Origin of the sequence: Oceanirhabdus sp. W0125-5 (assembly GCF_027938815.1) — a bacterium.
Classification (GTDB): Bacteria; Bacillota; Clostridia; order Clostridiales; family Clostridiaceae; genus Oceanirhabdus.
Genome location: NZ_CP115913.1, coordinates 625,465 through 646,329, shown reverse-complemented (window position 1 = coordinate 646,329; position 20,865 = coordinate 625,465). Strand labels below are relative to the sequence as shown.

General features: G+C 29.7%; 22 protein-coding genes. 13 read left to right on the top strand and 9 right to left on the bottom strand.

All coding sequences use genetic code 11. The features are described from left to right. Nucleotides 1-67 precede the first annotated feature (67 nt). From OW730_RS03175 to OW730_RS03155, 5 genes are all read right to left on the bottom strand, one after another. A complete protein-coding gene (locus OW730_RS03175; protein ID WP_271227648.1) occupies nucleotides 68-1,039 on the bottom strand; it encodes an N-acetyltransferase in 972 nt (323 codons plus the stop codon). 111 nt (nucleotides 1,040-1,150) lie between these two features. Further along, on the bottom strand, nucleotides 1,151-1,885 hold the full coding sequence (locus OW730_RS03170; protein ID WP_271227647.1) for an ABC transporter permease: 735 nt from the start codon (nucleotides 1,883-1,885) through the stop codon (nucleotides 1,151-1,153). 11 nt (nucleotides 1,886-1,896) lie between these two features. Further along, nucleotides 1,897-2,637 (bottom strand): ABC transporter permease, encoded by a 741-nt coding sequence (locus OW730_RS03165; protein ID WP_271227646.1) that lies wholly within the window; start codon nucleotides 2,635-2,637, stop codon nucleotides 1,897-1,899. Continuing rightward, complete coding sequence (locus tag OW730_RS03160) at nucleotides 2,630-3,550, bottom strand: ABC transporter ATP-binding protein (RefSeq protein WP_271227645.1); 921 nt, start codon at nucleotides 3,548-3,550, stop codon at nucleotides 2,630-2,632. The genes OW730_RS03165 and OW730_RS03160 overlap by 8 nt, the downstream gene beginning before the upstream one ends. Before the next feature lie 208 nt (nucleotides 3,551-3,758). Further along, a complete protein-coding gene (locus OW730_RS03155; RefSeq protein ID WP_271227644.1) occupies nucleotides 3,759-4,349 on the bottom strand; it encodes an ECF transporter S component in 591 nt (196 codons plus the stop codon). A gap of 264 nt (nucleotides 4,350-4,613) precedes the next feature. Between OW730_RS03155 and putP the strand changes: the two genes are divergently transcribed. Continuing rightward, entirely contained in the window at nucleotides 4,614-6,086 is a 1,473-nt protein-coding gene (putP, locus tag OW730_RS03150; RefSeq protein ID WP_271227643.1) for a sodium/proline symporter PutP, read from the top strand. A gap of 71 nt (nucleotides 6,087-6,157) precedes the next feature. On the opposite strand, the gene OW730_RS03145 is transcribed toward putP, so the two are convergent. Continuing rightward, on the bottom strand, nucleotides 6,158-7,126 hold the full coding sequence (locus OW730_RS03145; RefSeq protein WP_271227642.1) for a helix-turn-helix transcriptional regulator: 969 nt from the start codon (nucleotides 7,124-7,126) through the stop codon (nucleotides 6,158-6,160). Nucleotides 7,127-7,234: 108 nt separating this feature from the next. Between OW730_RS03145 and OW730_RS03140 the strand changes: the two genes are divergently transcribed. The 6 genes from OW730_RS03140 to OW730_RS03115 all read left to right on the top strand — a co-directional run bounded on the left by OW730_RS03140 (nucleotide 7,235) and on the right by OW730_RS03115 (nucleotide 12,559). Next, on the top strand, nucleotides 7,235-8,182 hold the full coding sequence (locus tag OW730_RS03140) for a Gfo/Idh/MocA family protein (RefSeq protein ID WP_271227641.1): 948 nt from the start codon (nucleotides 7,235-7,237) through the stop codon (nucleotides 8,180-8,182). 91 nt (nucleotides 8,183-8,273) lie between these two features. Continuing rightward, nucleotides 8,274-9,233 carry a hypothetical protein gene (locus OW730_RS03135; RefSeq protein WP_271227640.1) on the top strand — a complete coding sequence of 320 codons (960 nt, stop codon included), beginning with the start codon at nucleotides 8,274-8,276 and terminating at the stop codon, nucleotides 9,231-9,233. A 5-nt stretch (nucleotides 9,234-9,238) separates the two neighbouring features. Beyond that, nucleotides 9,239-9,511 (top strand): CD3324 family protein, encoded by a 273-nt coding sequence (locus OW730_RS03130; protein ID WP_271227639.1) that lies wholly within the window; start codon nucleotides 9,239-9,241, stop codon nucleotides 9,509-9,511. 3 nt (nucleotides 9,512-9,514) lie between these two features. Beyond that, nucleotides 9,515-9,655 (top strand): hypothetical protein, encoded by a 141-nt coding sequence (locus OW730_RS03125; RefSeq protein WP_271227638.1) that lies wholly within the window; start codon nucleotides 9,515-9,517, stop codon nucleotides 9,653-9,655. A 224-nt stretch (nucleotides 9,656-9,879) separates the two neighbouring features. Next, a complete protein-coding gene (locus OW730_RS03120; protein WP_271227637.1) occupies nucleotides 9,880-11,118 on the top strand; it encodes an alpha/beta hydrolase in 1,239 nt (412 codons plus the stop codon). A gap of 199 nt (nucleotides 11,119-11,317) precedes the next feature. After that, entirely contained in the window at nucleotides 11,318-12,559 is a 1,242-nt protein-coding gene (locus OW730_RS03115; RefSeq protein ID WP_271227636.1) for an alpha/beta hydrolase-fold protein, read from the top strand. Nucleotides 12,560-12,634: 75 nt separating this feature from the next. On the opposite strand, the gene OW730_RS03110 is transcribed toward OW730_RS03115, so the two are convergent. The 3 genes from OW730_RS03110 to OW730_RS03100 are packed head-to-tail and all read right to left on the bottom strand — an operon-like array spanning nucleotide 12,635 to nucleotide 14,150. Further along, nucleotides 12,635-12,814, bottom strand: coding sequence for a DUF6440 family protein (locus tag OW730_RS03110; RefSeq protein WP_271227635.1), 180 nt, complete (start codon nucleotides 12,812-12,814; stop codon nucleotides 12,635-12,637). A 46-nt stretch (nucleotides 12,815-12,860) separates the two neighbouring features. Next, nucleotides 12,861-13,640 (bottom strand): nitroreductase family protein, encoded by a 780-nt coding sequence (locus OW730_RS03105; RefSeq protein WP_271227634.1) that lies wholly within the window; start codon nucleotides 13,638-13,640, stop codon nucleotides 12,861-12,863. 18 nt (nucleotides 13,641-13,658) lie between these two features. Continuing rightward, nucleotides 13,659-14,150, bottom strand: coding sequence for a GNAT family N-acetyltransferase (locus tag OW730_RS03100; RefSeq protein ID WP_271227633.1), 492 nt, complete (start codon nucleotides 14,148-14,150; stop codon nucleotides 13,659-13,661). A 226-nt stretch (nucleotides 14,151-14,376) separates the two neighbouring features. Here OW730_RS03100 and OW730_RS03095 point away from each other — a divergent pair, with 226 nt between their 5' ends. From OW730_RS03095 to OW730_RS03070, 6 genes are all read left to right on the top strand, one after another. Next, nucleotides 14,377-15,144: a class I SAM-dependent methyltransferase gene (locus OW730_RS03095; protein WP_271227632.1), complete on the top strand. Its 768-nt coding sequence runs from the start codon at nucleotides 14,377-14,379 to the stop codon at nucleotides 15,142-15,144. Between the two features lie 183 nt (nucleotides 15,145-15,327). Beyond that, nucleotides 15,328-15,987 (top strand): ABC-2 family transporter protein, encoded by a 660-nt coding sequence (locus tag OW730_RS03090; protein ID WP_271227631.1) that lies wholly within the window; start codon nucleotides 15,328-15,330, stop codon nucleotides 15,985-15,987. Nucleotide 15,988: 1 nt separating this feature from the next. Continuing rightward, the gene (locus tag OW730_RS03085; RefSeq protein WP_271227630.1) at nucleotides 15,989-16,765 is read left to right on the top strand and encodes an ABC transporter permease; all 777 of its coding nucleotides are present in this window, start codon (nucleotides 15,989-15,991) and stop codon (nucleotides 16,763-16,765) included. A 186-nt stretch (nucleotides 16,766-16,951) separates the two neighbouring features. Further along, complete coding sequence (locus OW730_RS03080; RefSeq protein ID WP_271227629.1) at nucleotides 16,952-17,911, top strand: ABC transporter ATP-binding protein; 960 nt, start codon at nucleotides 16,952-16,954, stop codon at nucleotides 17,909-17,911. A gap of 273 nt (nucleotides 17,912-18,184) precedes the next feature. Further along, nucleotides 18,185-18,871, top strand: a complete 687-nt coding sequence (locus tag OW730_RS03075) for a response regulator transcription factor (RefSeq protein ID WP_271229508.1) — start codon at nucleotides 18,185-18,187, stop codon at nucleotides 18,869-18,871. Next, a complete protein-coding gene (locus tag OW730_RS03070; protein ID WP_271227628.1) occupies nucleotides 18,846-20,849 on the top strand; it encodes a sensor histidine kinase in 2,004 nt (667 codons plus the stop codon). Before OW730_RS03075 ends, OW730_RS03070 begins: the two co-directional genes overlap by 26 nt. Nucleotides 20,850-20,865: the final 16 nt, after the last annotated feature.

The window sequence follows — 20,865 nt, the reverse complement described above, 5'->3', positions numbered from 1 at the left end:
AAAATCCTCCAATCTGGAATCAATCCAAATTAGAGGAATTATAATTTTTTGAGAACCGTCCCCCTGCTTAAGCCATATCCACACTAGGAGGATATAATATTAAACCTGGTTTTCTTATATCTTCTTGAACCTCTTTACAGTAAGCTTTAACATCATTATCACTTTCATCTAAAATCTTAATCATCCCAACATCCCATTTCTGTAAGTCAACTTCATATTTTATATCCTCAAAGCAACTCATGGATAGAGAATCAGGATGAATAGGTATCTGAATTTCCTTCTCATTGGCGATATTTTTAAGATATTTTAATATACTCATAGTAGCTTCTTTATCCTTAGCAATAAACATTCTTATATCTTTCAGATTATTTTTATTATACCTAACGTATCCAATTATCTCATTACCCTTTAAAAATACAGATGCCTTTATATCTGGCATATATGATCTCCACTCCATAATTCCTTCACCTGGTTTTAGAGCTAAATCTATACCACCATGCCACTTTTCCCATATACTCATTAACTCATTTAAATCACAAGGTTTAACTGTTCTTGCTTCTATATTATCACTAGCTGTTTTTAATAGCTCTATGTTATGAATTTCAAATTTAATAGTACTTTTACCAACCATATTCTGTATATATCCAAATCTAGGATAATAGGTAGGGTGCCCGTATAAGAATGATAGCTTATAGCCTTTTTCTTTGAGAATTTTATGCCCTTCTTCAATTAGTTTTCCACCGATTCCACTCTTTTGAATCTCTGGATCTACTGCTATTGGACCTAAACAAACTGTTTTAATAACTTTACCATTTAAATACATATCATAAGGGTAAAATAACACGTGTCCAACAACTTTTCCTTCTAGCTCTGCAACTAAAGATAATTCTTCATCAAACATACTTCCATGTCTTAAAGAATCAACCATAGTTACCTCGCCTACATATTCCTTCTCAAATTCCCTTTCAAAGGCCAAAGAATTTATCTCCGCAATTCTTCTATAATCCTTGATTTTTTCACTTCTAATTTTTATATTCAATCAACCAACCCCTTTACTTAAATAATGTTTTCTTTCATAAAAATATTATTACATACATTATTTTTTTGGGGTAGGCATTATTCAATTATAATCATTTGCTACCTATCTTATTTATTTCTCAACTTCCATTTTATTTGTGTATATAAGTCCCAATGCTAATCCACCAATGAATAAAATAACAGCTATTGCTACTTGACTTGGTTGTACAGCTAACCCTTTTAGAATCCTGTACTGATCCTTGATTAACATAAGATTATTAACTACAGGTAAAGAAAATGGTACATATGGTCTCATAGCAAATGAATTTAAATATAAAAAACTAAAGAATAATTGTATTCCAATATATATAATTGGTGCAACATAATTTTTACAAACCAACGCTATGCTAGCTGTACCTGTTACCATAAGCATTTGATATCCATATGCTTTTAATGTTAATACTAAATGTTTTACTATAACTTCTAAAGTAAGAGTACTTCTAAAACTTATAAAACTTATTATCAGCATAAAACAAAATATTATAGCATAAATCATCAATGATATTATAAATATAGTTATTATCTTTCCAATATAAATTTTCCATCTCTCTTGCTTATAAGTAAATGTAGTTGTTGCAGCTTTATTTGTAAACTCATTCAATATGACCACTGCTGCTAAAATATTTGTAGCTGCTAAATAAGTATATGAGAATAACCCCAGCTGTACCCATGTAAATAATTTATCTGCACTATCTAATGATATTCCTAAAAACATTCCACCAACTTGATATAAAACAAATGAAATTAATAATAACTGCCACCATTTTGGTTTAACTTTCTTTAACTCACATAAAACTATAGTTCCCATATATATTCCTCCTAATTTATACTCGCTTTTCTTCCATAAATAAAACATCCTAATAATCCAATTATGAATACACATACACCTAAAGTTATACTTTGATTTGATATTAATATATTTATAGGCTTATCTACCATAGATGATGGAGTATTCAAATTTATTATTACTGGAAGTATTCCAAATGTAACTGATCTATAGGTATCATTAAAAGCATAAGCAAAGTTAGCAACCATCAATATCATTGCATAACTAAAAGAAAATACTATATTTCCAAATAACATAGCAATCAGTGCTGCCAATGGCATTATACTTATCTGTAATAAGTAAGAAACTAAAAACACCTTACCATGATTTAGTATTGCTGCTACGTTTACAGGTTGTTTAATAAAAATCATCCCACCTATAATATTCATAATGAATGAGACACAATATATAATGCCTATTATTATTGCTCCAGCTAAAAGTTTGTTTATAATAACACCAGTTCTTCCGCTTGGGTAACAAAATGCAACATTTGCAGTGTCCTGTCTCACTTCTCTTGTAAAAATAAGTGAAACAAGTATAGTTATAATTATTGTATATAGAAAACCAAAAGTAATATATTCAAATTTATAGAACATTAAGTACCATGCGCCCTCTCCAGTTAGCTCAGTATTAAAGAGAGCTAATGGTAACCAAATAAGGCTAAATAAGATTCCTGATATTAAAAAACCCGTACGTTTAAATTTCAATATCTCACAATAAATAAAATCAAGCACTTTTATTTCCCCCTGTAATTTTAATAAAGTAATCCTCGAGATTATCATTCATTACGCTCACTTCATGAACATCTACACTGTTAGTTATCATCTTTCTTGCTATCTCATTTGATTTATGAATCATGTCATAAATTCTTATTTTATTAGGCTCTGTTACTGTGTAATTTCTTATGCCAAACTCAGTTTCTAGTAAAGTAACCGCCTTCTTATCATCACTCACATGTAAATTAACATAATTTCTATTACTTTCTCTAAACTCGCTGTAATCAATCTCCTCAAGAAGCTTACCATCATGAATTATTCCAATATTAGATGCTAATTGTTGTATTTCACCAAGAATATGACTTGATACTATTATTGTCAATTCTCTTTCTTTGTTCAATTTTATTAATGTTTCTCTTATCTCCTTTATTCCAACTGGATCTAATCCATTAGTTGGCTCATCAAGAATTAATAATTCTGGCTTATGCAAAAGAGCTCTAGCTAACCCTAATCTCTGCTTCATACCCAAAGAGAATTTCTTAACTTTCTTTTTCTTAATATCATAGTTGTGTAATCCAGCTAAGTCTAAAGCCTCTTCTATATATTCTTTGTTAGGAATACCCATCATTCTTCTATGAATATCTAAATTCTCTCTTGCTGTAAGATTAGGATAAAATCCAGGAGTTTCAATTATAGATCCAATTCTTCCTAATACCTCTCTGTTCCCCATCTTCTTTCCAAAGAGTTCATATTCTCCCTTAGTAGGTGAAATCAATCCCATTAACATTCTCAATGTAGTTGTTTTACCTGCCCCATTTCTTCCTAAGAAACCATATATTTGTCCTTTATTTATTGTCATATTCACATTATCTACAATAATCTTATTACCAAACTTCTTTGTTAAATCATAAGTTCTTATTATCTCTTTCATAATTATTCCCTCCAAATTTTCAATGACTTGTTCCTCACAAATATAATAATAAAGCATAGTAATTAAATCCAAACTACATAATTATTACAAATTTATTAAATCCAATTTATACAATTATATAATAATTATTGAAACCCTTTAATTTCATACAAAAAAACTCTACTTTCAAATCTGAAAATAGAGTCTTATTATTAATTTCATATTTATTCTAAAGTTCAATTTTCTTATTATTTACTATGTTCAATCTTCCATTAAGTAATTTAATTAAAAATAATGCTATTATTATTCCAACAACAAATTGTCCAATATTATTTGGCACACTTGCGCTTGCTAATGTTATAGCTTCTTTTGTAGAATCAGCTCTGAATAAAACATATTTAACTAAAATAATCTTTGCAACAAAGTAACCAAATACCATCCATATTCCTGCAATTATAAATGCAAATAAATTATTCAACAGGTTCTTCCCGTTATATTCCCCTCTATAAGCAATTCCCGCTGCTATAAATGCCATTATTCCTTTAATGACAAATGTAAAAGGCATATAATATGCATATCCTGCAATTAAGTCCGCTAGAGTCATTCCAAGAGCCGCTGTGATTGCCCCCCTCTTTTTACCAAATAAGATAGCCGCTAAAAATATCATGCTATCTCCTAGATGAACATACCCAATACCCATAACTGTAGGAACCTTTATTGCTAAAGTAGCAACACAAATTATGGCAATCATAACCCCCATCTGAGTGAGTTCAAGTGTTTTAGAATTGTTAATTCCTTTTTCTGTAATAGTATTTTTCATGTTTTTCCCTCCAATAAACAAATTAAACATTTTTATCTATAAATATAATATAATACTATTTACTTTTAAGGAAATGTATGGATACAATTTTTTTTATTAGGGGACAGTTCTCAAGTTTTTTAATCTTCTATTTCAAAAAACTTGAGAACTGTCCCCTATTTCTTTATCTTATACATTAATTTCATATTGATTTGATGAAAGAAAGCTTGTATAATAAATTTTAATACTTTACTACGCTAAAGCAAACAAAAGAGGAGGGTTTTTATGAGTGAATTTGGGGGAGTATTAGTTGTTTTTGTTCTTTATTTCCTATTTATGCTTTCAATAGGAATTTATTTCTTTAAAAAATCTAATAATTCTGAGGATTATTTACTAGGTGGTAGAAATTTAGGTGGTTGGGTTATATCATTAAGTGCCCAAGCTTCTGATATGAGTGGTTGGCTATTAATGGGCTTACCTGGGGCAGCCTATGTAGGTGGTATGGGAACATTTTGGATTGCATTTGGTCTATTTTTAGGTACATTTATCAATTGGAGTTTTATCGCTAAGCGATTAAGAATATATACAGAGGTATCTAACAATTCTATAACAATTCCACAATATTTTCACAATAGATTCAAAGATAGCAGCAATATGCTAAAGATATCATCTTCAATAATAATTCTTATATTCTTTCTAATTTATACTGCTTCTGGCTTTGTTGCAGGAGGAAAACTTTTTAACAGTGTCTTTGGAATATCTTATACTTTATCACTTACTATTGGAGTGATAATTATTGTTTTATACACATTCTTAGGAGGATTCTTCGCTGTTTGTTGGACAGACTTTTTCCAAGGTATTATCATGTTTTTTGCAATTATAATAGTTCCTATAATGGCAGTATCTTCACATGGTGGAACCACTGAGATAATTACAGGTTTATCTAATTTACCAAAAGGATTTATGGATATTTTCAACTCTAACACACTAGGGTTAATAGCTATATTATCTTCTCTTAGCTGGGGGATTGGTTATTTTGGACAACCTCATATTCTTATGAGATTTATGGCAATCAAAAACGCAAGCGAAATTAAGAGTGCAAAGAAAATAGCTGTTTCATGGGTTTTCTTTTCTTTAATCGCAGCTGTTCTTATAGGTATTATAGCAAGAATAACACTTGCAGGTACTCTTGATGAATCTGCTGCTGAAACAGTATTTATTGTGTTAGTTAAAGGTTTATTCAATCCGTATATGGCTGGTTTATTCTTAGCAGCTATTCTAGCAGCTATAATGAGTACAGCTGATTCTCAATTACTTGTTGCGGCCTCTTCAGTAAGCGAAGATATATGCAAAACCTTATTAAAAAGAACTATTAAAGATAAAGAATTGATTCTAATAAGTAGAGCAGCGGTAATAGTAATTGCAGTTATAGCTTATGTTATTGCTCTTAATCCAAACAATTCAATAATGGATCTAGTATCCTATGCTTGGGCTGGATTCGGTGCCTCTTTCGGACCAACAATCATCATTTCTCTGTACTGGAGAAAAATGACCAGATTAAGCGCATTCCTAGGAATAATTACTGGAGGAGTAACAACTATACTATGGAAAGCCTTACAGGGTGGAATATTTGACTTATATGAAATGCTGCCTGCTTTCATACTATCATGTGTAGTTATAGTGATAACTACACTAGTAAAAGAAGAAACCAATACAGAAATTCAAAAAGAATTTAGCGAATTTCAAAGTAAATTATAATAAAATTTAGGGGACAGTTCTCAAGGTTTTGACTTATATGAAGAAGAAAAACTTGAGAACTGTCCCCTTATTTAATAACTTCTATTCTCATACATTGCAAGTAAATCATTAAGTTCACTCTTTACAAATTCTCTAATTTCAGAAGGTCGTAGTATCTCTCCATATCCCAAAATATCTCTAACTTCTTCACAAGCAAATTCATATTTATGCATGTTAATAGTAGTTATGAAATAATGCTTGTCCTGTTTTATCTCTAATATATCAAACTTATTTAGAATATCTGCTCTACTCTTATTAAGCTTTATATCTACAGGGTAATATTCATTTTCTTTACAAGTCTCTTTAAAAAACCTCTTACTCTTGTTCCAATAATTATCAATTGAAAAATCCTCAGGTAGTATAAATGTATCCTCTATTACTTCAATATTCACTATACGATCACATTTAAATGTTCTAATATCATTTCTTCCTTCATCATATGCAACCATATACCATTCCATTCTCTTTACTACAATTCCATATGGTCTGATATTTCTTTTGGATACTTCTCCATTAACTTTCTCATAAGTAATTCTCAATTTTTGTGATTTCCATACAGCGTTTATTAACAGATCTAGATTTCCTAATGCTTCTTTCTCTCCCCACCATGGAGATTCATCAAAATGAAAACTTCGTTTTATCTTCTTTATATCGTCACTGTACTTACAAGGTAAATTCTTTTCAAGTTTAATTAGAGCATTATTCAATTTCATTCCCATATTACTGCCATTATTAGGCTGTATACCTATACCGCTAAGATATAGATTTATCATGTCTTCCCCCCTAAGTTCATTAAGCCCAATTGAATATCCATCAATAAAATGTACTCCCCCATTGGGACCCGTTGTTGATGTTAATGGTATACCAGCTTCACACAAGGTATCAATATCCCTATATATTGTTCTTACTGATGTTTCAAGCTTTTCAGCAAGTTCCTTAGCTTTAATCATCTCTCTATTCTCTACCATAAGCAAAATAGAAATTAATCTATGTACTCTCATAATTAAATCCCCCAAATTTTGTTAAATTGATTATATATTCTTGACACACTGCTGTCAACAATTGGTTGTTATACTGATGTAAATATTATTTTTAAAGGAGTGGTTATTATGAACATAGGTATTTTAGGTACAGGTTTTGGCTACTATCATGCTAGCATTTATAAGAAATTAAGTAATGTGGAATCAATAATTATATTTGGACGAGATAAAGATAAACTAAATAAAATCAAAACAGAGCTTAAGATTGATGTTACTGATAATATTGATGATATATTATCTAATCCTGATATTGATTTAGTTGATGTTTGTCTCCCAAGTAATTTGCATAAAAAGTATGTACTGGAAGCTTTAAAGAATGGAAAAAATGTATTCTGTGAAACACCTGTGAGCTTATCACTTGAAGATGCAATCGCTATGAAAGATTGTGAAAAAGAATATGATAAAAGGGTATTTGTGAATCTATTTATTAAATATGATCCTCCATACAAATTCTTATATAACAAGATTAAAAATAATGAGTATGGAAAATTAAAAGGACTATACCTCAAAAGAAATACTCCTCCATTCTGGGGTGATTTAGGTATTGAAAATATAGCTACTAAACTCATGATTCATGAATTTGATTTCATAAACTGGTTGTTAGGAACACCTGATGATATATCAGCTCATGGATTACCAAATAAAGAAGGACAATCTTTAGTAATAACTAATTTGAACTATAAAGATACACTTGTTCAAGTTCAAAGCTCATCTATGATGCCTAAAAGTTATTCTTTCACAGTAGGATATGAAGCAATTTTTGAAAATGCAGTAATAGAATACACTGAGAAATGTTATGAAGATGGACCTGAAATAAGTTGTAAGCTATATACCAATAGTACTGTGGAGAACATTGAGTTAGAAACTAAGAATTGTTATGAAGAATCCATTAAACATGTACTGGATTGTTGTATTGAAAACATACCTCCCAATTTAAGTATTGATGATGCTATCAACTCACTATCAATTGCTATTAAAAGCACAACATTACTCTCAAAAAAAGGGTCAAGTTTATAATAACCATTCTAGGTATATATTTTTAAGTTAAATTATGGGATAATACTTACAACAAATACAATAATTACTTACTGATAAAGGAGGGGATAATATGCTTAAGATTATAGAACCTAACAACTTTAAAGAATTTAGCGATAAAATATTAGAAGCAGAAAAGAACTATTTTCCTATGTTAGGATATAAAAAAATGCCTTTTCACGATAAAATCCTAAATATTCATAAAATCACCGATGACTCTGAAAAGCAAAATGCAAGTTTCATGACAAATCATTTACGTGTAATTGATTATCTTGAAAATGGTGAATACTGCTTGTATCACTTATTTAGTATGAAAAGCAACCCTTCAATGCTTATGACAACAATGATTATTCCATCTGATTTCAATAACAGATATGAAATTGTTGAAAAATCAATAAAGAACATACTTAAATGGATGCATGAAGAAACTGAGTATAAAACTTTTAAGATTCAAATTCTTGAATTTGGCGAAGTGCAGATATATCCCACTTTGGCTTATTACTTGATTCCATTATTGAAAAAAGAAAACTTTAAGCCTCATTATCCTTTGTATCTAAAATCCAATACAAAAACAAATTTATCAACGTATACTCTCAATAAGAATTTCAACATGAAAATTGGAAAAGAGAATGCTTTTGAAGATGTATTAGACTTTTATTATACTAATTCATTTGATCACTACTACATATGTGATACTGCAGAAGAGCTGCATGAACTTAAAGATGACCCATTATTCTATGAAAGTCTAATAACAATTAGAAATAGTGATGATACAATCATTGCCTCTGTTTTTGCTGGTCTTGATGATGATAAACTGTGGATTGATAATTTTGTGGTTGCTAATAATTATGTTAACTCATATATTGGCCCATATTTATTAACTGAAGAGATGAAGTTCCTGAAATCTAAATATGAAGATAATGAGATATTTATATATACTTTCAGGGAGTATTCAAAATCAATCTCTCAATATAATGAATGTGGATTCATGGGATTTGAATATTGGGTTGATTTCTTTTATGAGATTCAGTAGTAAAAATGGGATATAAAAATGGAAAAGATATCTTTCCTGATAAGTTACTTAAGGAAATTCAAAAATATGTGAATGGAGATTATGTATACATTCCACAGACAGATTCTAAAGCAAAATGGGGAGAAAAAAGCGGGGCTAAACAAGAGTTAATTCAACGAAACACACAAATCCGTAATATGTTTAAGGCAGGGACTAGCATTGAAGAACTATCATTTCTATATGGACTTAGCATATCTACTATAAAAAAAATTGTATATTCAAAGAAACGAGGTGAATAATTCATGGCTAAACAATTTAGAGGTAAAGGGATAAAGAAAAATCCAGCTTGGAGAGGAACTTGTCCAGTATGTAAAAGAACAGGTGTAAAGCTTTTATGGAATAAAGAAGACAAAAATGTATGTAAAATATGTTATGGAAAATAAATAATATTAAAAGATAGAGGTAGTTTTTAAACTGCCTCTATCTTTTTATGTTAATGAAAAATCATAGTTAATTCAGAATCATTTATGAACTTGACCTTAATCACCACACTTGATAACCTTATTTTAGAATATAATTAATATATTTATTAATTTTCCACATATTAAAAAAATTAGTATTTAATAATTATTTTAATTGTACTTCAATGAACGGAGCGTGATAAACAATGTCTAAAAATAAACAGAAAAGTAATGTAATCAATGAACTATACCAAGAAATTGAATCTGGAAATATTAAGTTTCTCGATTCTTTTTGGAGTACTATAGAAGAAATAGGAACCCCTATAATAGAAAGTATTGATGGTGATAATAACTATTCCTTAGTTACATTCATATATAAAGGAGACGAAAATACAGATACTCTCCAGCTTTATATTCCAACAAATGTTCATCCTGATAATATTGATAATACTTCATATGGACTTTCTGAATTTAAGTTTGAATGTATTCCTAATACTAATGTTTGGTACACATCATGTATTGCACTGAATGATGTTCGCTTTAGTTATAAATTATTACTTAATTGTCCATTTGAAAAAATTGCTGAATGTCCTGAAAAAATGATAAAAGATGAGTTTGGTAGAGATAAACTTGTATTTCCTGATGATGAAGATCATAAGAATGATTATGTTATTAATTATGTACTAATGCCTGCCGCTACTGAACATATTTGGGTAAAAGAGCGAGGTGATTCTTTAAAAGGTGAAATTAAGACTCATAGTTCACACAGTAACATACTAAAAAATGAACGAAACATAGCAATCTATACTCCTTCAAATTACAGTAATGAAAATGAACCATATAATCTTTTAATAATAACAGATGGGTCTGTTTATCTTGACATTTCAGGCAAAGAAATTCTAGATAATTTAATTAATGATAATAAAATTCCACCAACTGTTGCTGTATTCATTGATTCAAATGATCATAGAATGAGCGAATTAATGTGTAATGATCATTTCTCCGCTTATATTGTGGAGGAAGTTATTCCATGGGTTCGTGAACACTATAATGTCACTGAAGATGCTTCTAAAACCATAATCGCAGGTTCAAGTCTTGGTGGTCTTACTGCTTCATTTATGGGGTTAAGATATCCTAATATTTTTGGAAATATTCTATCACAATCTGGATCATATTGGTACAAAGGTGAAGATATGGAGGATCCAGAAAAAAGAAATTGGATAGCAAGACAATTTAAGAAAATAGACAAACTACCTCTTAAATTCTACTTAAATGTTGGGGTTTTAGAAAGTTCTAGAATGTACTCAACCAATCAAGAATTTAAAGAAGTTTTAGAATCAAAAGGCTATCCAGTATCATACGAAGAATTTAAAAGTGGACATGACTATCTTTCTTGGGGTGAGACTTTAGGAACTGGGTTGATTGCATTAATAGGTAATGAGTAAACAAACGGCTTTTGAGTAGCTTATATATGCTCTAGAGCTTTTATTTATTCATGTATTTACGCTAATCTATCTCATCTATCTACAATATTCTCTATAAAATTTATTAAAGGCATATCTTTTTTAAGTTCATATGGTATGATATAATTTACTTTAATGTTATTATTTAGTATTTTAAGCAATTATAGGAGAGTGATGTTCTATGGCTACAATCCAATGTTCAAGCAAGATAATAGAAAACCTGAAATTTAATCTTGATTCTGGCAACCATGAATTTCTTAATTCTTTTTGGAGTAATATTAAAGAAACAGGAACTCCTATCATTGAGCCTATAGATGGTAATACTGAATATTCTTTAGCTACCTTCTTATATAGAGGAGATGAAACTACCCAGACAATTAGTGTTTGTATTCCTCCTAAGACTGCCCCTGAGAGTAGTGAGGATAAACCTCTTTCTGAACTTAAACTTAATAGATTAAGTAATACTAATGTATGGTATACCTCATGTGTGGTAAGAAATAATATTCGCTTTGCTTATAGATTCTTACTTAACTGCTCTTTAGATAAAGTACATGAACATCCTGACAGTTGGGTAACTGATTCTTTTAGTAATAATAATCAAATTTTCCCCAGCAGTAATAAAGCAAAAAAAGATTTAATTATAGATCATGTTGTTATGAATAATGCCGCTGAACATATTTGGACGAAAGAAAGACCTGATACACTAAAAGGTACTCTTCAAACATATAGCTCTCGTAGTGATATATTAAATAATGAGCGTGACATTAGAATCTATATTCCAGCGAATTATAATAAAGATAACGAGCCTTATAATTTGTTAGTATTAACCGATGGAGCCGCATACATTACAATGTCCACCAAAGAAGTACTTGATAATATAATAAATGATAATAAAATTCCACCTACTATTGCAGTTTTGATTAATTCAAATAGTAATCGAATGAAAGAACTATCTTGTAATGATGAATTTTGTTCTTATGTTGTTGAAGAAGTTCTTCCTTGGGTTCGCGAAAATTATAATGTAACTTCTGATCCTGCTAAAACCGTAATTGCTGGTTCAAGTCTAGGCGGGCTTACAGCTTCATTTTTAGGATTTAAATTTCCTGATATTTTTGGGAATATTCTATCTCAATCTGGTTCTTATTGGTATAAATCGGAGGATGTTAATGACCTTGAAAAAAGAAACTGGATGGCAAGACAGTTTGAAAAAGAAGATAAACTTCCTCTTAATTTCTATCTTAATGTGGGAGTTCTTGAGAGCGCTATGATGAACGATATGAATAGAGAGTTTACAGATGTGTTGCTGTCAAAGGGCTACCCTGTATTCTTTGAAGAATTCAAAAGTGGACATGACTATCTTTCATGGGGTGAGACTTTAGGAACTGGGTTGATTAAATTAATAGGTACAGATAAAAAATCTTAATAATAATTAAAATCAGAGGTGAATCAAGATTCAACCTCTGATTTTTTAATAAGCTATTTCATTAGTAGGTATCTATTATTTATTTTTTGTTATAATTGGTTTTCCTTCTGAATCTAATAATACCGTCAATCCCCCAGAAGCTCCATCCCTAGAATATAGATAATTTACTCCAGTTTCTTTATCCACTATTACTTTAAAATATTCCAAAGAGGTTCCTTGGGTATATAAAGCTTCAAACCTTTTATTTTCCTTCATAACTTTCCACCTATCTTTTAATTTCTAATATCTATTCTAAATAATTTTATTTTGCCTTACCTTTCCAATGCCTATATATAAGTTCTACTGACCTTTCCATCTCTTTAAAAAACTCAGTTCCAAATTTTCTTAAGTACATTATCTGTCCTATATTTTTTGCACCAAATTTATTGTCTTTTGGAAGTCTCTTTTCAAATCTATCATACATATCATTGAATTCTTCTCCTGTGAGATGTCTATACTCCTCATCAAAAATAATATACTTCTTATCATGTCTTGTAGTTGTCATTCTCTCCATATCTTCTGGATAATGCCCTAAGCAAAGCATACCAACGGGGAATACCTTATCAGGTAAATTGAACATCCCTTTATGAATTTCATAATTTTCAACAATATCCCCGATATAGCATGAACCTATTCCTATAGATTCAGCTGCTACAACTGCATTTTGTGCTGCTATCAACGCATCACTTGCTGCAAGGAATAAACTAGCTGAACCTGGTTCTCTATATTCCATATTTCTTTCCTTGCACATCTCCTCAACCTTGCAATGTTTAAAATAATCATATGTCCTCTCCATATCAGCTAGGAATATCAATACCACTGGTGCTGTAGCAATAAAAGGTTGGTTATCACATGTTTCACTTAATCTTTTTTTCTTTTCTTCATCCTTAATCACTAATATGGAATATAACATCATATTCCCCGCTGTTGGTGCCCTCATAGCTCCATGAAGTATAATATCTAAGTCCTCTTTACTAATAGGCTTGTCTGCATATTTTCTAAGAGACATCCTCTTATTTAGTAATTCTACTGTTGGATTCATAAAATATCCCCCTCTAAATTATTGAATATTATCCTTAATCTCTAAGAAGTTAAATTTCTTATATAAATTGTATGCAGGTATATTATCTATATGAACATCTAAAGTAATCTCTTTAAAATCATCTGTATGCATATCATTTATACATCTATATAGTAAAGTGGAACCAACACCTTTCTTTCTATATTCAGGTGAAACATGCAGTGAATATATATGTAATCTATGTTTATTTACAGGCATCCCTATGAGAATTCCTACTGCTTTTTCTTTATCACATGCAGTTAAAATATATCTTTTTGAAAACTCTCCAAAAACATTGTTTTGAAGATTTTCAATGAATTTATCTGGATTTTTTCCTGATATATCAGGATCTAATATGCCTTCTGTAAATTTTGAGAGATAACATTTAAGCTTTTCTTTTAATTCTATGCCCTCTGAAATCAAATACTCTAATTCCCATTTATATGAACTTTTTATTTTATTATCTAGGATTTTTTTTAATTGAATCTTCATTCCCCTTAACCCCTTTCAATTTATTTCATTTTAATTCTATTATAGTAATAATATACCATATTATTGCCCACTCTTAAAACCATTAACATTATTGTATTAATTTTCAAAAACATATTGAACAATGGAATTTGCTGTGATATACTGGAATTCCGCTCGCAATTGGGAACTTATCTAACCCAATAAAATCGCATTTCATGAAAAATCTTTAATCATATGGAGGTATAATATGGACAAACGTTTTACATTTAATGAAGATGTTAAGAATTACGATCAATGGAGACCAACATATTGTAAAGAATTATTCCATGATATTATTCAATATTCCAAACTTAATCAAAATAAAAAAGCCGTAGAAGTAGGCATCGGTACTGGTCAAGCAACTAAGCCTTTTCTCATGACAGGATGTGATGTAACTGCCATTGAACTTGGAAAAGACCTGGCAGAATACTCAAAAGAAAAGTTTAAAGAATATGAGAAATTTAGGGTACTCAATACTTCATTTGAAGATTTTCAGTGCAATGATAATACTTTTGATATTCTTTACTCTGCAACAGCATTTCATTGGATTCCTGATGACATAGGTTACCCAAAAGCATTAAACTTATTAAGAAATGATGGAACGTTAGCATTATTTTGGAATAAACCTTTCGTAAAACGAGAAGATGATTTATTGCATCAAAAAATTCAAGATATATACCAAAAATACAGACCTTCAAATACAAAGTTCATAGAAATTAATACTGAAAGACATAATAGAATATCAAAAACTATCCAATCCTATGGCTTTAGAGATGTAGAAGTAAAGTTATATCACCAAACGCGAGAATTTGACTCTACAAGTTATATCTCCTTATTAAATACATATTCAGACCATATAATTATGGAAGAGTCTACAAAGGAACTATTATACCGCGAAATTAAAAATGCTATTATGGAACATGGTAATGTTATAACTATATATGACACCATAGAATTATATTTGGCAAGAAAATAAAGTTAGCCTATACGGACTAACTTTATAATTATTATTTCAAATCAACAAAGCCAATATAATTCGGAGGTGGTTAATATTTTTAGAGGATTCAGTATAGCTAAAAAATCCTATCAAAGAGATCGAGTCTATTTACTCAATCACATTATAAATAACATTGGAAGTATAGTTTTCGGTTATATTAATGTGCGAATATGGCTCTCAGTATTGGGAAACACCCCAGAAGGCATGGAAACAGTTACTTATCTCATGGTTAACCAAGCTGGACTATGGCTTGTAATGTTTTTCCCTTATGGATGTTACATACCTGAAAAAGTCACAAGCGGTTCTATTGCCTATGAAATGTTAAGACCATATAGTCTTTTATACAACAGCTTTTTTGAAATTGCTGGTCATATTCTTTATAATTTCTTCTTTAAATCAATACCTATTTTTCTTTTCGGTGTATTAGCCATGGGAGTATCTCTTCCAGATGTTCATCAAGTTCTACCCTATTTTATTACATTAATTAATGGTGTAATAATTGCTTTTTTTATCAATTATTTTATTGGACTTTGGAGTATAAAGTTCTTATCAATAAATGGTGTTCAAAGCATCTATTATTTTGCAACTGCAATATTCAGCGGTGCATTTATTCACTTAAAATATTACCCAGAAACTTTTAAACAAATAATAATGAATCTGCCCTTTGCATACACTTCGTATGTTCCTACAGCAGTATATCTAGGTCAATACAATTTATTTAAAGCCTGTGTTAATCAATGGATTTGGATATTGATATTATTTATAACAGCTTATTCACTTACAGCTCGATTAACAAAAAAAATGGCTATCCAAGGAGGTTAATATGAAACTTTATTTAACTCTCTTCAAGGCATCTTTCAAAACTCAAACACAATATAAATTTGATTTTATAGTTAGTATTCTTGGAAATATTTTGGCATTGTTTGGAGACTTTTTAATAATTGTATTTATATTAATGCGCTTCAAAAACATTGATGGATGGCAGCTTCAAGAAATTGCCCTTATGTATGCAATTATTGAACTAGGTTTTGGATTATGCAGGTTCTTTGGAGATGAATTTAATAGATTTGAAACATATATACTTACAGGTAAATTTGATTCAGTGCTTATTAGGCCTGTATCACCTCTAATACAGATGATGTTACGGAGAGTTGACTTTAAAAGATTAGGTATGGTTATCCAAGCTATTGCAGTTGGTATTTGGGCACTTTCTAAATGTACTTTTATAAATAATAGTATATATCTGTACTTGCCATTCTTAATAATAGCTTCAACCTTAATGAATTTTCAGGTAAGTGTTATTCTTGCATCAACAGCATTTTGGACAGGCAAGAATAAGGATATAGTTATTCTTGGACATTATTCCACACGAACTGCCGCTCAGTACCCAGCAACAATATACCATAACATATTCAGTTTTATTCTAACTTTTATAATTCCATTTTTCTCCATAAATTATTATCCTCTTCTCTATTACACAGGAAAATCGGATAATATGCTTTATTTAATAAGTCCACTTTTAGCAATCATAGTTATGACTCCAATCTCATATTTCATATGGACTTCTGGAATTAAAAAGTATTCCAGTGCAGGAACTTAGTGCTCGCTTTGCTCGCTAATGGAGAATGGAGAATGGAAAATGGAGAATGATTGATGATTTTCACTAAGGTGAAAATCTATATTTTGTTGTTCTTTAGGACAATACGTTTTTACTCATTTTATCTGTGATAAAATATTGTACTTTAAATACAAAGTTTTACTAGAATTAAATCTAGGAGGTGCAGCTATGGAATTTATTACTGTTGAAGGACTCAAAAAAGAATACACTGTATATGAAAAGAAGAGCCTTTTTAGAAGAAATAAGAGAAAAATCGAAGCCCTTAAAGGGGTAAATTTCACTGTAAAACAGGGAGAATTTCTAGGTTATATTGGACCCAATGGGGCTGGTAAATCTACAACTATAAAAATTCTAACAGGTATTATGAACCCAAGTGATGGGATAGTTAAAGTAGGAGAATATATCCCCTACAAAGATAGGAAAAAGTATGTTCAAAATATAGGAGTAGTCTTCGGACAGAAGACTCAAATGTGGTGGGATCTTCCTGTAAAAGATACTTATGAGCTTTTAAAAGGTATCTATAAAGTAGATGAAAAAAAATACAAAAGACAACTAGAATATCTAGTAGAAAACTTATTTCTTCAAGATATTTTGAATCATCCTGTAAGGCAACTTAGTCTAGGTCAAAGAATGAGAGCAGAACTAGGGGCTTGTATGATTCATGATCCTGATATTCTCTTTCTTGATGAACCTACAATAGGATTAGATGTGGTCTCTAAACATAAAGTAGTAGACTTTCTTCAAGAAGTTAATAACAATGGAAAAACAATATTTCTCACAACTCATGATATGAAAGATATAGAGACATTATGTAATGAAATGCTGGTACTAAATCATGGTGATATCGTATATAAAGGGAAAGTTGATGAATTAAAAACAATAACTGATCTTCCAATTAAGGTTATTGCTCAAATGGACCTTAATGGTGAAGATAATCACTTAAATAGAATACTCTCTAAACATCATGGAAAGTATGATACAAGTAAAAATCAACTTATATTAAATGTGAAAACCAAACAGGATACATCAGAAATTGCAAAAAATCTTTTTAATAATTTTAATGTAGAAGATTTTAAAGTTGAAGAACCTAGCATTGAAGAAATTATAAAAATGATATATACAAGCTAAACAAGGGATTAATAAGTTAAAACTCAATTCTGCTACTTACTGTTTTCAAGAGTAATAAACCTCTTTGTTTGATAACAGATTGATTCACAATTATAAAGAATTTTGGAGCTCTCATCCTTATTATATAGATGAGAGCTCTTATTAATTTAGTTAATAAAGTCTTAAGAATTTCATTAAGTTATTTGTAAAATTTAAATGATAACATGTTTATAGAGAACAAGATGAAAGGTAGTGATATAATATGTTTATATTAAATCGGGGTGGTGTTACATGATGAATATACTAATTTGTGATGATGATAGAGAAATCGTTGATGCTATAGAGATATACTTATCAAGTGAGGGATATGACATATTTAAAGCTTATAATGGCGCAGAAGCTTTAGATATACTTAAAACTAATGAAATGCATTTAATTATAATGGATATTATGATGCCTGTAATGGATGGTATTAAAGCTACAAATGAGATAAGAAAAAACAGTAATATTCCTGTTATAATGCTTTCCGCAAAATCTGAGGATATGGATAAGATAATGGGCTTGAATGTGGGAGCAGATGATTATGTATCAAAACCTTTCAATCCACTTGAACTTATTGCTAGAGTTAAATCTCAACTAAGAAGATACACTGCGCTTGGTAGTTTTGTGCCTAAAACAGGAATTTATAAAACTGGTGAACTAATTGTAGATGATGAAAGAAAAGAAGTATATGTTGATGGTGAACTGATTAAATTAACTAGAATTGAATATAACATACTTAAGCTGCTAACAGAAAATGCAGGAAAGGTATTTTCAATAGATCAAATTTATGAGAATGCTTGGAATGAGCCTTCATATAATCCAGAAAACACAGTGGCAGTTCATATAAGAAGAATACGAGAAAAAATTGAGATAAATCCAAAAGATCCAAAATATTTAAAGGTGGTGTGGGGAATTGGCTACAAAATTGAAAAATATTAAATACAGCATTATTACAAAAGCAATAGCATTTATTTTAGCAGTAGCTTGTTTAACGGGAATCACAGCTACTCTTGCTTACTTAGATATTAATACAAATGTTTCATTTGATTCAATATTTGAAGATGATTATTTGAAAAGTATTGATTTAAAATATGAGCTTAGTGATATTTCATACAAATTAGAAAGAATTTTAAAATTCTATAAAAGTGAAGAATATATTAAATCTGGTGGAACAATAGATCAAAATTCTAACAACTCATTTAGTTATTCTCATGAGTTGAGAAACCTTTATAGTGATTTCAAACGTAATTCAAAAGAGTATTCTGAAGGGCAAATTTCTGAAAAAGAATTATTAAATGAATTTGAAACATTATATGCTAAAGAAATTGATGCATATAAAAAAATATATATAAATAGAACATTAAGTAGCTTTAATAAACTACTTAATGAAATTAATGATATTGATGGATTATATTATTATATGTCAAGTGAAGAATATAAGTATACCAACTCTTCAAATACATCTAAAGAATTTTTCACTTCAAAACCTGCATATAAATTATTCGATATGGATGGTTATAATTATTCATCACAATATTTAGCTAACCAATACTATAGTTCCACTGAATTAGGTTATTATCCACAGGATATATTATATATTGCATTAGATGAAACTTTTTTAAATCCTAAAATTGAAAAGTGGAATGAAGATTGTAAAATATTACAATCACACTTACTTACTATTGCCCTATTAATGTTAGGATTTATTGCTTCCATTATTTATCTCTTAATTTATACTGGAAGAAAATCTAATGATGATAATGTTCATCTATCTTTGCTAGACAAGTTATATATTGATATAAATATCTTTGTGACTTTCTCTCTTATCGCTATTTGTTTTGGTATTCTTTCAGAGACATTTGATTATATGAAATTAGCTTCATTAATACCTTGTATGGCAGTATCATCTGCATTAGGTATTAACCTGCTGCTAAGTATAATAAAGCATATTAAAAACAAAACAATCATTAAACACAATTTATCATATAAGATTTTAGTAAAGATATATTCATTTATCATAAGACTATTCAGCAGCTTGCCTGTAGCTCTTAGAATGATTCCTACTCCTAGGAAAGCTAGTGATTTAAAGAATATCATTAAAGGAGTAGACCAAATTAAAAATGGAGAACTTGATTATGTAATAAATACAAGTGACCATGGAATTTATAGTGATTTAGCTAAAGACATTAACGGTATAACTAGTGGATTAAAAGCAGCCGTTAACAATGAGTTGAAAAGTGAACGATTGAAAACTGAGCTTATTAGTAACGTATCCCACGATATAAGAACACCGCTTACTTCTATAATAAACTATGTGGATTTATTAAAAAGAGAAGGATTTGACTCTGAAAATGCAGAGAAGTATTTAAGTATCTTAGAACAAAAATCACAAAGACTTAAAACTTTAACTGATGATTTATTTGAAGCTTCAAAGGCTTCCAGTGGTGATATACCCGTTAATTTAACAAAGGTAGATATATCTTCTTTATTAATTCAATGCATGGGTGAATTAGATGATAAGATAGCTGCTTCAAATTTAGATTTTCAGTTAGATTATCCTGAAGAAAAGGCTTTTGTTAAAGCTGATGGCAGGTTATTATGGCGTGTATTAGAAAATCTAATATCAAATATACTTAAATATTCTCTTCAGAATACAAGAGTATACATTAATGTAATTCCTTCAGATAATACAACTTCTATTGTATTAAAAAATATTTCTTCATCTAAACTTAATATAAGTGCTGATGAATTAACGGAAAGATTTAAACGTGGAGATGAATCTAGAACTAGCGAAGGAAGTGGACTAGGACTTTCAATAGCTAAAAGTCTTGTTGAATTACAGAAAGGTAACTTTGATATAAATATTGATGGCGATTTATTTAAAGTAAATATTGATATGCCAACTTATAAAGAATAATAATTAAAGCCTTGCA